8 protein-coding genes and 1 pseudogene are annotated in these 13,332 nt (G+C 56.6%); all 9 read right to left on the bottom strand.

Annotation, left to right across the window (positions count from 1 at the left end; translation table 11 throughout):
- Positions 1-55: 55 nt before the first annotated feature.
- Positions 56-394, bottom strand: coding sequence for a hypothetical protein (locus tag BJF91_RS00200; protein WP_075612479.1), 339 nt, complete (start codon positions 392-394; stop codon positions 56-58).
- Positions 391-2,259: an AAA family ATPase gene (locus BJF91_RS00195; protein ID WP_075612478.1), complete on the bottom strand. Its 1,869-nt coding sequence runs from the start codon at positions 2,257-2,259 to the stop codon at positions 391-393. The genes BJF91_RS00200 and BJF91_RS00195 overlap by 4 nt, the downstream gene beginning before the upstream one ends.
- A 10-nt stretch (positions 2,260-2,269) precedes the next feature.
- Positions 2,270-2,887: a hypothetical protein gene (locus BJF91_RS00190; RefSeq protein WP_139310538.1), complete on the bottom strand. Its 618-nt coding sequence runs from the start codon at positions 2,885-2,887 to the stop codon at positions 2,270-2,272.
- A gap of 244 nt (positions 2,888-3,131) precedes the next feature.
- Positions 3,132-8,681 carry a DUF3320 domain-containing protein gene (locus tag BJF91_RS00185; protein WP_075612477.1) on the bottom strand — a complete coding sequence of 1,850 codons (5,550 nt, stop codon included), beginning with the start codon at positions 8,679-8,681 and terminating at the stop codon, positions 3,132-3,134.
- A gap of 203 nt (positions 8,682-8,884) precedes the next feature.
- Positions 8,885-9,472 carry an AP2/ERF family transcription factor gene (locus BJF91_RS00180; protein ID WP_075612476.1) on the bottom strand — a complete coding sequence of 196 codons (588 nt, stop codon included), beginning with the start codon at positions 9,470-9,472 and terminating at the stop codon, positions 8,885-8,887.
- 3 nt (positions 9,473-9,475) lie between these two features.
- Positions 9,476-10,183, bottom strand: a complete 708-nt coding sequence (locus tag BJF91_RS00175) for a GAD-like domain-containing protein (protein ID WP_075612475.1) — start codon at positions 10,181-10,183, stop codon at positions 9,476-9,478.
- A 40-nt stretch (positions 10,184-10,223) separates the two neighbouring features.
- Complete coding sequence (locus BJF91_RS00170; protein WP_083942998.1) at positions 10,224-11,492, bottom strand: PAAR-like domain-containing protein; 1,269 nt, start codon at positions 11,490-11,492, stop codon at positions 10,224-10,226.
- Positions 11,489-12,517 (bottom strand): DUF2169 family type VI secretion system accessory protein, encoded by a 1,029-nt coding sequence (locus BJF91_RS00165; RefSeq protein WP_234801495.1) that lies wholly within the window; start codon positions 12,515-12,517, stop codon positions 11,489-11,491. The genes BJF91_RS00170 and BJF91_RS00165 overlap by 4 nt, the downstream gene beginning before the upstream one ends.
- Positions 12,518-12,596: 79 nt before the next feature.
- Positions 12,597-13,332: pseudogene (locus tag BJF91_RS00160) on the bottom strand (type VI secretion system tip protein VgrG); the annotation flags it as partial.

Below are 13,332 nucleotides of genomic sequence, written 5' to 3'. Positions count from 1 at the left end.
GCGACCCAGGTGCTGATCGTCAACATGGGGGTCAATATTGGACGCCGATAGGGGGTTAACTTTCCGCGCCGATTGACATCCTGGGGCCTAGAGCTGCTGCATCCATCACCTGTGCAAGCGTCGGCCCCCTCTCGACAACGATGTCCACCAGATCATCGAGGGCGATCATGCAGATCAGCCCGCACTCCCCCTCGATCATTGTGGGCCGACCTCGGGAGGCTGAAGTCGTCAAGATAAGGAGCCGTCGCCGCGCCTCACGAACGCGAAGCGGAATTCCGCTGGCCTGAAGGATTGCTTTTTTCACAAGCGTTCGTCCTTCGGGCGTACCGCGAACTTTCACACCACGCACGACAAGCCTCCAGTCGGCATCATCCGCTGTGTATTCCGGTGTCATCGCGATGCCTCCTTCAGAATACGCCGGACGTCCTCGCCCGTGACAGACGCCTCCTCGACGAGTATGTCCGCGATCTTCTCGACAGACGGTCGAAATCCTCTGATGATTTCTCGGCTTCGCGCCATCTCCCTAAAAAGCACCCGCTCCACACGTTCGGCGACTTCAGGATTTTTGCAGCGAAGGGCGTCACGCTGGGCAATCGTTCGCAAGTTATAATGCGCAACTCCCTCACCCATCCCAAGTTGAAGTTCCAGTACCGTTGCGACGTCGGTTGCCACGTGAAGATCAGAGCCCTCGGCCGCGCCGGCGCCTTCATAGGCGTGACCAAGAATTTCCTCTTCGGCGGCCCGACCGGCGAGTGTCATAGCGATATGATCAAGGAACTGTTGCCGATGCCAGAAGCTACGCTGATCAATCTGGAAGATTGCGGCACCGAGAGGCTGCGGCGGCCTCACTTCCCATGGAACCGCGACAGCCTGCAGGACGCCAACCCCAAGGTGAGCACCGACAACGGCGTGACCTGCTTCATGAATTGCCACCATCCGCCGCTCTTGTCCGACAATCAATTTAGGCTGCGGTAAGGCGCTCAATACTTCTTGGACAGAGATGATGCCGTTACCGCGGCGCGCAGCGCGCCGGGCATCACGACCGGCCCTTTCGAAATCGGCACCCGTGAAGCCCGTCGTCGCCGCAGCAATCTGATCGAGGTCTCCTTCAGTCAAGCCGCCTCCGAAATATGTTCTTGCGAGTTCACGTCTCGCGTTGGGATCGGGCAATGGAATCTCGATGTGTCGATCTAGCCGTCCCGCCCGTCTCAAGGCAGGATCAATACGGTCAGGGTGATTGGTCGCTCCGACGATAACGACCCCTTCTTGGCGTTCCGAACCGTCGATAAGCTCCAAAAAGAGATTGATGACCTGATTCCAGTATGTCTCATGTTCATTGCCGAAAAGGCGGCTGCGGTCGCTAATGCCGTCGATCTCATCTACGAACAAAATAGTCGGTCTCGCGGCGATCGCATCGGAAAAGCTGCGACGCATGGCAGAGAGCACGTCGCTAAGATACCCCGATGATTGCCAACGCGCGACCGATGTTGCGGTCAAACTCGCATCGCACGTACTAGCCAAGGCCGCCGCGAAGGTCGTCTTTCCCGTCCCAGGAGCTCCGCTCAAAAGAAGGCCTCGGTCGACGTCAGTCCATTGAAGGGTTCCGTTCCTCCAATCATGCAGGTCTTTGGCTAGTGAAAGGCCCCAGGATTGGGCCTCACCATAGCCGACCATATTTTTCAGCGTAGGCCCGGTAGGTACGGACGTTTGTACTGTTGTCTCGGCAAGCCTCCGAACCACGTCTGCTGCCGACCTTCCAGGTCGAAACGCCGAGAACATCAGGGAGATCGGATATTCCAACATCTTCTTTGCATCGTCCAGATCAACGACTTGCCCGGATAACGATTTCGCGGCGGCAACGAGATGTGCCGGTCGCACGGGGTCAACATCGACGATCCGGTCGCACGCAGCCGCGACGTTGCTGGGAACATTATGTTCGCCAGGCCACAGAATCACCAGGACAGATGCTTGCCGGAACATGTTTAAAATTCCCTCGACATCGGGTTCGCGGCGTTTACTGATCTTCGGCCCAGTGACGAGAGCTTTGGCCAGTTCTGGGATACCGGCGAGCAGGATTGTGGCGGCGGCCTCGTATTCCTCCACTCTTGATCCAACAGGCAGGCGAAGAACGGCTACGGCTTGTCGCCCCACTGCCTTCGGGAAAAACATTCCACTGAGCCTAAGAGCCTCTCTGAGCGCGATTCCGTATGTTAATCGTTCAAGCGTCACCGTTCGGCGACCGATTGTTCGATGATCCATGACCGCCCCCTCACCGCTGAAACCGACGAATGACCGTCTCTGGGCAGAGCATCGCATCGTCGAGTTCGACCGTGATCAGTCTATGCAGTACCATCCAGGAGACGCCGGTCATCGGCTGCACCTCCCGGAACACTCCGAACGACTCCGCGATCGTCATTGAGCCGACCTCCTCCAGCATAGAAAGCAGTCTCAGGCGGTCGTTGAGCGGTGTCCTTGTTTTTGCGTAACGCAGCATGTCGCGCGCATTCGCCAAACGATAGCCAGCCTGAATTTCGGCACGCGACACGCCGCGATAGCGATGACCGGCAAGGGCGGCCCCTTCCCTGATTTCGGGGAGCTCTAGCGTTTCAACCGCATCGAGGCAAAATCTTAAGCCTCCCTCGTATTCGACAAAGAAGTCCGGCACATGTGGTCCGAGTTCAGTGTCGAACTGCAGCGGGAGGCAGAGCCACGCGATGACATTCGGGTCAATGTCAAGGATGCATCCAAGATCTCGAGCGAGGCGCGAGCGGAACATGGGATCAGCGGAGCAACGAACTGTGCTCCTTGGATAAAAAATCTGCTTTGAAGCTTGTTCATAGGCGGCATTGAGCGCTGCCCGGATATCGATGTGCGAATAGCTCATCATGATCGTCCTAGAATAACAAAAATAGAAGTCGGTTGCCGCTCGGGCGGCTTTCCGTTCAACCTATTCGTGCTATGTGACGGATCGTAATCATATGGAACAAAGTAAGAACAAATTTTACAGAGTCAACAGCGATTCGCTTCGGCCCGTTAAAATTTGGTAGGTCGCATCGAACCTTTACCTTGGCATCGGCCGCACCGGATGCCCTTCAGGACAAAGTCGGCGATACAAGCTATCCAGGTTTGAGCTACTGGGCTACGATCAGCATTTCGTCTGCCTCCGAAAGGAGGCCGTCGTTCTTTAAAGCCTCTATACGGTCGAGCACGAGCGTCCGAAACTGAGCGCTTGTAGCCTTGAAACCGAGCCCTCGCGCAACGGCATTTACCGCTTGGTCCGGAGTAGCCCCTAGGCTGGCTCCTATAATGTCCTTTAATCCCTGGTCGATTTCCTGCGGCGGGATCATTTCTATCCTCCGCAAACTTGGCGATATGACAGCACTTCGATCGCGCAGAACGATGGCAGCACCGGCCCATGAAAGGAACCCATCAGCACTTACGATTTCGCCGGAGCGAAGCGCGATTTCTATGGCCGAACCGATATGCGTTTCGATGCGGTTCCCAGCGCGTTGCAGTCCCCATGCGGTCCGGATGCGCGTAATCACTTCATCCCTGTGGATCGGGCTCTCTCGTTGCACTGTCTGTTTTACAAGGGAGAGAACGATTCCGATCGGCGCCTCGTGGAGTTCGGTCGTTACATTCGGACGAAGCTGCACCTCGCTGTAAAGAACGTTGCCGCCGACGGACTGCGAAATACCCTGCAGCCCGATTTCCGTGACATTGGCCCGCTCTATTGTAACCACCTCCACGGGCACCGCACGTGAAGCGGGTTGCTGGCCGGTCTGGCTATCTTGGGCGTCAGCCTTTGCCTGTTCGACTGCGGCGATCAAGCGCTCGAGTTCTGTCTTCGGCCGATGGAACCAATCGGAACTCCAGATCCGATGAATTGTCCAACCATGGTCTTCCAGCACAGCTTGACGTAACCGATCGCGATCACGAGCAGACCGAGACGAGTGGTACGCTGCGCCATCGCATTCGATGCCAATAATGTAACGGCCGGGAACGCTAGCATCGGCGACGGCCAGATCGATGAAAAAACCTGCGATGCCGACTTGAGGATGAACCTGATAGCCACGCTCTTGAAGAGCGCCCATGACCTGCTCCTCGAACACGCTGTCCATTTGTCGATCCGTCCGTTGGCTCATCGACAGGCGACCGGTCCGGGCATAGTGCAGAAAAAGCTTGAACGCGAATATACCTTTCCCCTTGCCGCGTTCGAGATCAATGTCCTCATCCGTGATCGATGCGTAAACCTCACAGCGCCGCTTGGCGCGGCTGATCAAGACGTTTAGACGACGCTCGCCACCCTCAGCGCCAAGAGGCCCAAAACGCATGCCCATGAAACCCTGCGCGTTTTTTGCGTACGCGACTGAAATCAAGATAACGTCACGCTCGTCGCCTTGAACGTTTTCGAGATTCTTGACGAAGAAGGGCTCGTTAGGGTGTGCATGGAAGAACTCTTCAGTCTGAGGATTCAGGCGCCGGAGCAGTTCCAATTGATCCTGGATCTCACGCCGCTGCTTAATGGAGAAGGCCGCGACACCGAGCGAGAATTTAGGATTTTCCAGTGCATGCCGGATGATAGCTTCCGCGACGACCTTTGCCTCCGTCTTGTTCACGCCGTCCTCGAAGACACCGCCTGAAACATGATGGAAGCGGAGTCCCATCCCAGCTTCCTGAGTGTAAGGACTTGGCACGATAAACAGCTTGCTATCGTAAAATTGCGAATTCGATACCGCGATCAATGACTGGTGACGACTCCGATAATGCCAGCGGAGCATTCGCTCAGGAAGCCCACGGGCAGAAAATAGGCCCAGAATACTCTCGATATCGGAGACCTGCGCGCCGTCCTGATCGTCATCCTCATCTGAAGACCCCGAAGTCATCTTTGCGAAGAAGCGGGTCGGCGGCAACTGACGCTCGTCGCCAACGACGACCACCTGCTTCGCGCGGGCCACTGCACCAAGAGCGTCGACTGGCTGAATCTGAGAGGCTTCGTCCATGACGAGAAGATCGAATTCCAACACCCCCGGCGGCAGGAACTGGGCGATCGAGAGCGGGCTCATCATGAAAACCGGCTTGAGCGCTTGAATAGCCGGAGACGCCTTCTGCATCAGTTGTCGGATGGGCATATGACGGCTTCGCCTAGCCATCTCACCCCGCAGAACGCCGACTGGACCAATACCCATGACAGCAGGAATTTTTTTGTGATGCGCTTGGACGACTTCCAGCCTGGACAAGGCCATCCGACTACGATCAAGCGTCGCGAATTCGCTTACCAGACGTCCGTGGACCTCCCCGTCAAACCGAAGAAGTTCCGGATCCTGCCGATGCTGATCTCGTAGCACTGCCTCGTAGAATGCCATCTCGAAATATGGAAGGACAGCGTCGGGCTGTACTCGTCCGTCGTCCAACCGTTCAACGATGAGCCCAACGCCCGCTTCCTTCGCCGCTTGCGCGCGACCATTGTAGGCGGCCCATTTAGAAAGCTGCTCATCGTTCGCGATCCAGCGGTCAATCTTCGATCGAACACGTTCGACCGCCGTGTCGTTCACGCTCTCCGCGCCTAGGACGATTGCCCGGTTCGCCTGCAGAAATTCCAAGATTTCTCCGGTACGGATCGCGATTGCATCACCAGCCTCGCCGGCTCTATGCGCCGCTTCTGCAAGGTCTACATGGTTTTCGATACGCGACGCCAGCAGTCTGATATCTGAATTCCTGGAAATCCAATCGACTATCTTTGCTAGGGACATCCAGTCGGAATCTATTCCCCGCCAATGTCGAGCAAAGGCTGCGATACCAGTGCTTTCGTATCCTTCAACTGACGCTTTTAGAGACTGCGCGTCGGAAAGCAGTTGGAGCGCACTGACTCGAACCGCTGCTTCCGACTGTGGTGAGCGCGACAATGTGGCGAACGTCTTGTCGGCGTCCGCAAGGTCTCGAAAAACTATCGAAGCTCCGGTCAGAACCACACCATCGACTCCAGGTGCGTCGCCAAACAGCTTTGCAGCTTCGTCGCCTAGATCGGTCCACGCCGAGACGAGGAGGCCACGCAGCTCTCCGAACAGCGTCCGAACCTGTTCACACCGCGCAGAGACGGAGGCCCTATCGCTCAGCCTGCTTGCGATCTGCCTTGCCTCTGCACCGACCCCCCGTAGGCTTCTCATCCAGAGAACGAGATTTTCTAGCGGCATCGGGTCGGATCGTTCGCCACGCCAGTCTGCACCAAAGGCGGAACGGCCGAGGGTGTCACCCTCCTTTATAACGGCCAGCGCCTGCTTGCCCTTATGAAGAAGATCAAGAATACGAACAGTCTCCGCCGGGGGGGTCTCAGGCATGATGGTCTTCAGAAGCGCCTTAGCCTTGCGCCAGTCACCGTTCAGGAACTTGAACAGCTTCTCGCCATGCATGGCGACCGCAATCCTTGCGGACGAGAGGTCGATATCCCAAGCCTGATCGGACAGCTTGCCGGAGAGTTCGGACTGAATTCGGCGGAATGTCGCGACTGCGTCGGCGAGGTCACCCGCCTGGTCAAGCCCTCTTTCCCAAATGGCGGCGACGAAAGCGTCGGGACTGGCATCTGGAGCTTCGGCGACGCGCTGGCCGATCACGAGAAGCCGTTCAATGGAGGCAAGCGTTGGAGATGCATTGACACCCAGCAAGACGCGCAGTCCGTTTGCGGCATTCAGAAAACGAGGAAGAGCATTGTCGAGGTGCTTGATCGTTTCGAAACCGGCCGGAGGAAACTCCCCTGGAACACGAGAAAACTGCACCTTCATTGTTGAAGTATCTGCTCTCCACGCATCCTCGACAAATAAGGTAGATACATCGGATTTCAGACGTGCGAATTGCGCTCCATCTTTAACGGCCTTCACGACCAAGCCCGGCGCTACATCCCATATAGCGTTAGCGAGAGCCGCTGGATCGACACCATCCGGGCACGATGCAATCCGTTGAGCCAGTGCGACATCATCCTTAAAAGCTGCAATCGAGATCGCTGGTTGGCGGTCCAGGCATCTCGAAACCATCTCCATGTCCGTAACAAGCTGCGACAGTTCGGTGGATATTTTTCTCATTCGCTCAGTAAGGCGCTCGAGATCGAGCGGTGTGATGCCCGTTAGCCCCACGCCATACCATGGGTGAGCGGTCGGTAGACCGATATCCCTTACTCTTTCCGCGAGCTCGGAAAGCAGCATCACGATACGGTCCTTATCTTCCGGCTTCCAAGTGGTTGCCGTAGCTAGCTCGACGTCCGAAGGGGGGAGTCCGTGCCGCCGGAGGCGTGAAAGGTGACCGATTACCTGAAACGGTGTCAGCGCATATGGTTCGTATGCCGTATGCATTCTGGTCGCATGAGCGTTCAGCTTGTCACGTGCTTCCGTGAGGCGACGGTTGAGAGCGTTGCCGGACTCACCCTTCGGCGCACCAAGGTCCCAGGTATGCTGGAGGTCTGCCAGCAGCGCACGTTTATTAGCCTTGTTGCTGTGGAGTTCAAGACAAGCCTCCCCCACTCCCGCCTGGTCAAGGCGCCGCTTCACGACCTCGAGCGCTGCCATCTTTTCGGCTACAAATAGGACGGTTTTTCCATCAGCGACCGCTGCGCCGATGATGTTGGCAATCGTCTGCGACTTTCCAGTTCCCGGCGGCCCTTGAATGACAAGGTCACGGCCCCTGCGGGCCTCATGTATGGCGACCATTTGCGAACTGTCGGCATCGACGATATGCGTCATTTCGCTCGGAGAAATATGAGGATCGATATTGGCGTCTTCCGCGAGCAGTTCCTCGCTTCTGGTAAAGCCGTTGGAGACTAATGACGAGATCAGGGGTCGATCGGTGAACTTCTTGCCGACAGGCCAAAGACTAGGATCAAGGTCTCGGTACATCAAGAATTTCGCGAACGAGAAGAACCCCAAGGTGATGTCGTCGGGCTGGACAGACCACGTGGGCTTGATGGTTATAGCCTCGGCTACTCTCGCTGCGTAGGACTCATACGAGAACTCCTCCGACGCCTCGAACTCAGGCATACGGATCTTATGAATGCGATCAAGGAATGCTTCCAAAGAAAGGTTGGAAGCAAAGTCTTCCTGCCTGGCTCGAAGCTTGAAACGCTCGGCGGCGCTGCCGCGCTCGAGCGAAACCGGTATGAGGATCAGCGGCGCATAGCGCTCGTTCTCTGTGTTGTTGGGATCGATCCACTTAAGCGTGCCAAGTCCCATGTAGAGAATGTTGACGCCTTGCTCCTCTTCCAAGGTCCGAGCGTCATGATAAAGATCGAGAAGACGCTTTTGCAAGCCATTAGGCGTCATCCTAGTCTGAAGCTTGGTATCGCCATGCCGGATGAGACGGCCGGTTTCGTCGCGTTCGTCATCGTCCGGAAGCGCGAGTTCGGCCAAGGATTCGTCCTCGACACCATCCTTAGAATCTTTCCCCTTCGCGCCTGCAAGGAAGGTCATCGCCTTGCCTTCCGTCACGAGAATCCGAAACACTTCGGCAGCTTTCTCGTCGACTATGTCGACCGTCCTTGCGCTTTTGGAAAAACGCGGCACGTTCAGCAGCCGGTTTCTGGCGCCTAGATCAAGCAATTCCGTCCGCGCCCGCTCTATTTTAGCTTCGACGGATAAGTTGCTTTGGAAAATTGACGCGTCGGAATTTTCACTGAGATTCACAGTAGCATCGTGCATGGCAGGCCCCTCATCAGGCAAATCATGCACAGAAAGTGTTGCGGGTCCAGTAAGTGGCGTCAACTTCTGCGTTTATTTTGGACCGACTAAAGTTCAAACTCGTTCTAGAGGTGAGCGCACTCTATTTACGACGGCCTCCTCAAATGAGGTTCTCGGATGATGACAATCTGTTAGTCACAGTCGGAAAATGCCGCCTCTGATCGCTAATCACCGTGATCATCACGGTTCAGCTTTTGATGCAGCGTTATGGCCTGCGGACTGCGCAAGGCAGGATCTTCGCCGTTTTCGACGGCCAGCAACATTCGCATACGCTCTTCTTCTGCCATGCGGCGTGCCTCGTCATAACCATATTTGCTAACGTTGAAGGTACGGGTCAGGGATTTGCGCCGCCGCTTTCCTCCGCCTGTGGGCTTCTTCTCGTCGACGGGCAGTTCAATCCTTGCGATCCAAGCACCGGATTGACGACGCTCATCCGACTCTTTGTAATAGACGCCGGGCACCTCGCTGCCTTCAGACCTGTTCTTGCGCACCAACATGCGCATGTCCTTATTGGTCAATGGAGGCACGACCCTGAGCACTGCGTCGCGATAGGCTTGAGCGACCTCCAGCGCCTGCTCTCTTCCGCCGTATGTGCTGTCGCTGAAAGTCATGTGGATCGACTTGCCGCCGCGCGACATGTTGACCATCCAGGCATCTTGCTTGTGCCGGCCGACGTCTAGCCGACTGATCGCGTACATCGCCTCATCGTGGAAGCGATCTTCTCGATTATGATCGGGCTGCGGCCGGCGCATCACTCACTGCCGTCCGACTTTACGTACCGGAACGACGCGACCGTAAGGATGGCCTGGTTCTGGCGGCGTTAGTTCCGTCAACACGAGAGGTTGCAATGATGCGAGGAACATCATGTGTTCGGGAGCGCTGAATTTCTGCAGGCTGCTTGCCATATTCTGGCCGCCAAGCATCAAGGCCGGGACGTAGCCGTAAATCTCGTCGTGGTTTAACCGGCCGAGGCGTGCGATGGCTTGGGGGATCAATGGTTCGCCGTCGTCGTCGCAGGGCGGATCGTAATTTCTGATGCTGGCGATATAGGTTCCTATCGAAAAATCCGGAGAAAACTTCTCGCCCGTTTTGCTATCGGTGCGGGATGAATCTGGCGGATTGGATACTTCACTTAATTTCAGGGTGACCGTAATATCGTAGAACTCCCTGTGCCAGATCCACAATTCACCCAAACCATCATAGCCTATCGCGGTCATTTCTTCCGGTCTGTATTTCGGATCGAATTTGAATATTTCGTCAATCACACCGCGATACGGAGCCGGGTCACAGATCCAGTAAGTGCCATCCTTGTAAGAGCCTCGACCATGTTCCTGCCAGAAATTCAATAGAGCATCGGGCAGGCGTCCTCGATAGGAATCGGCTTCTTCTTTAGAGACGATCTGGGCCTGTTCTGGTTCACCCAGTTTCTTGATCATGTAAGCGAACATATCAATTTCCGGCATAGTCAGCACCTTTGCTGGTTCGGCAGCTTTGTCATGTTACTCAGGCCTCCATCCCGTCACACGTGCTCAACGACACCTGCATCGGACACCCGCGATCCCGCATCTGGGCGGCATAGGACCGCAGCTCTTCCTTTCGAGACGGATTGAACATGCCGGATACTTCTGCCTGGTTCCAGGATGGGCCAATCGAAGAATTGATCTCTTTGTTGCCCATTCCTGCGATGTCGGTAGGGTTCCCTCCTGCGACCATATCAAGGCGATGTATTGCTGCAAGACTATTGATGTGGTCATCCCACGCCTCCGGGCCATATTGCTGCGTGAAACTGTCACGATAGTCCTGGATATATTTCGACTTCGCGCGCTCCTGCGCCGGCCGCGCAATCTGGCGCAAGCTCGGGCTGTAGTTGTCGATGTCGGTCACATTTTGTGCTGGGCTCTTCGCATTGATAGCGTCCTGCTGAAGCTGGAGCTGGCGATTATATTCCTGTCGGTCGTAATTCTTACGGTTGAAGCAAATGCGTCGTGAAGGGCAACGTTTGCTGGTTCGGTTTCCGTCCGTGAACGGGGGAACCGGCAATGGCCCCTCCCCCTTTTCAGGTTTGGGCGTTTTGTCCGGCTCCGGTTGCGTCGTCATCTCTTTGGGACGCAGCTTTTCGTCCAGCTTGTTTTCGATCTGTTCGTCAGTAAGGTCCCGAAATGGCATCGGCGGCACCACATCTGTCGGGCCGGTGCGCGGGATCGTTTCGAACATTGGACCGAAGCGGCCAAGACCGCCGAGCGGACCGGCGATCGGCGGCGCCATCTGCGCCAACTGGATTGGCGGCTGGTCGGCATTACCCGCTGTCGCTTGCTTGACCTCGGGCCATAGAAGCGAGGCATATTGGGTGTTGGATTCCGGAGGGCCGGGATATTGATTCAGGTCGTCGGTGTAGATCAGCCGCCCGACGGTGTTCTTGTGGTTCATCCACCACTCGTCGTCGAAACGCACCATATTGCGTCCCTCGGCGTATACGGTGGAGGAGTAGGTCTTAGGTTCGCACTCCGCACCCGTCGTTCCCGATTTCACGCCCCCGCCCGTTCCAGGCTCGTCACCGAACGATTTGGTGATCAACGATGACTTCACATGAGAGACAAGGCTTGTCTGGCGCACCGAGTTCGCCATATTCGCAGGATCGATATTCTGGTAAGCAATCAGCCCGTACGGGACCGGTACCATGGAAGAGCCGATCGGTGTCAGGCAGACATCCGGAGCAATGGAGACCACTATCCCTTGGCCGATCTCACGCGATCCTTCTCTGGGGAGGCTCATGATGTGGCGCCCTCCCGCGTGGTGATATCGTCTGCCAGTCCATCCTCATCGGAGGTCGGATAGGCCAAGGCATCCTCAATGGCGACCGCATTGATTTGCGCGGAGAGATAGGCCGGGCATCTTGTGATCCATCCACGCCATGTCACGTCAACCTTGAGCATCCGCCCTCGAAAGTCCATGTGCAAGCCGTCGAGGTTGAGACGAGTCCGGGCTTGCCGGCCGTCGTCCCACGAATGGTCGGCAATAATTGCAATTCCAGGAACTCGGAACGTGACAGTCTCCCCATCTGGACGGCAGCCTTCGACCTTGACCGGTTCATTGCCAATCAGGAAGCCCGGCATGATCAAGCCAGGATGCGCGCTTTGATAAAAGCGATAATCGAAATCCGCCGGCAGTCTTGGATGGCGGTTCTGCTTCCAATCGTCGTCATAAGTTCCGGCAAATTGCTGGCGCTGTATCCACCACGGCGAGATAGGACCAAAACCCTGGGGTTGTGGTGCGTCATAGGGATCCTTAATCGGCGCGTCTATGCTATCGATTTGTGGCGCGGGAAACACCCGCGCGAAACGGCTGTAATCGCCATGCAACAGGCCGAGGCCTATAGGATTGCGGCGATCTGCATCACCCTCGGGATCGCCGATATAGCGGCCGCCGGAAGCCAATCGATAATCGAGAGGCACACTCTCAATAGGATCTGATGCGCCGAGCTTCCAGCTTGGTTTCAGATGCTTCAATCCTGGCAGCCATTTGCGAGGGCCGTGGACACGTAGACGGAGGATCCGTTCTGCTACGGAAACTGAGACTGTCCAGTCCGTTGCAGGACGGCCGTCAGGAGGAAAAGCGCTTCCGATCAGCGTGACGTCTGTCGCCGGTTTGAAGGGAACCAGGTCTGTCGCCTGGACCATCGACCGATAGTGGGGATCTCCATCGTAAGTGTCAGTGAAGACCAGTTCCTGGCGTTCCGCCAACGACAGCTTTCCGCCGGGCAAAACGTCGAAAGACCCGCGAACAGCAATGCAGGCCATCTCAGGGCCGTCACGATGGAGCTGGGAAAATCCCATAGCGGCAAACGGCGTATGATTTCGCGATAACACGACGCAAGCCTCACTTGTTCAGATCGATGACTTGTCCATTGATCTTGACGGGACCGCTCGCTGAGAAGTCGAAGTTGGTTCCGAAAATGCTGACATTCCCATCTCGATCCATGACAAGAACCGACTTCCCAACTGTGATCTTCAGCTCGCGGCCAACGTTCACCAACATCCTGTCTCCAACCTCGATGACGTATTCTTCGCCAACGGTCGTGTTCTTAGCTTTGCCAACGTGCTCAAACGACGTCCTTCCGACATTCGTCACCTTGCTGACCCCAATCTGCTCGGCACGAGCAATACCCACGCTGTCGGACTTAAAGCTGCTGACGATGGTGTTCATGATACCAGGCAGCGGGAACAGGCTGGAGGCATCTGAACCAACGCCGGTGCCAGATCCAGCCAGCGCCGTGCCGGCATCCGCGCGTGGACTCGGACCGGAGACGACACCTTCGCGCGCGGAAAGACCGCCGGCACCGAGAAAGCCCAGAGCAGAGGAGGCGAGTGTGGTGGCAAAGCTGGCAATGCCGGGACCACCACCGCCGGCGATCTGAGCGGCCTGGGCCAGCAGCCCGGCCGTCTGGCCCGACAGTGCCTGCACGCCGGCCATGGCGAGCATCGCCATCGGTCCCGTGCCGCCAACGACGGTGTTTACCGAGCCGCCGATTTCGTGCTTCTGGTTGCCAGAGACTTCCACGGCACGGTTGCCACCGATGGAGGCCACTTCATGCCGGTCGATGCGTTTGGTGCGG

Origin of the sequence: Gillisella taibaishanensis, assembly GCF_001938985.1 — a bacterium.
In the GTDB taxonomy this organism is placed as follows: domain Bacteria; phylum Pseudomonadota; class Alphaproteobacteria; order Rhizobiales; family Rhizobiaceae; genus Allorhizobium; species Allorhizobium taibaishanense.
Note: the sequence above shows the minus strand (reverse complement) of the source record. Positions and strands in the feature narration are given on the sequence as shown.

Bases quoted from the DNA above. Each gene is read 5' to 3' on its own strand.
- BJF91_RS00200 (WP_075612479.1), bottom strand. From the start codon at position 394: ATGACACCGGAATACACAGCGGATGATGCCGACTGGAGGCTTGTCGTG.
- BJF91_RS00195 (WP_075612478.1), bottom strand. From the start codon at position 2,259: ATGGATCATCGAACAATCGGTCGCCGAACGGTGACGCTTGAACGATTA.
- BJF91_RS00190 (WP_139310538.1), bottom strand. From the start codon at position 2,887: ATGATGAGCTATTCGCACATCGATATCCGGGCAGCGCTCAATGCCGCC.
- BJF91_RS00185 (WP_075612477.1), bottom strand. From the start codon at position 8,681: ATGCACGATGCTACTGTGAATCTCAGTGAAAATTCCGACGCGTCAATT.
- BJF91_RS00180 (WP_075612476.1), bottom strand. From the start codon at position 9,472: ATGCGCCGGCCGCAGCCCGATCATAATCGAGAAGATCGCTTCCACGAT.
- BJF91_RS00175 (WP_075612475.1), bottom strand. From the start codon at position 10,183: ATGCCGGAAATTGATATGTTCGCTTACATGATCAAGAAACTGGGTGAA.
- BJF91_RS00170 (WP_083942998.1), bottom strand. From the start codon at position 11,492: ATGAGCCTCCCCAGAGAAGGATCGCGTGAGATCGGCCAAGGGATAGTG.
- BJF91_RS00165 (WP_234801495.1), bottom strand. From the start codon at position 12,517: ATGGCCTGCATTGCTGTTCGCGGGTCTTTCGACGTTTTGCCCGGCGGA.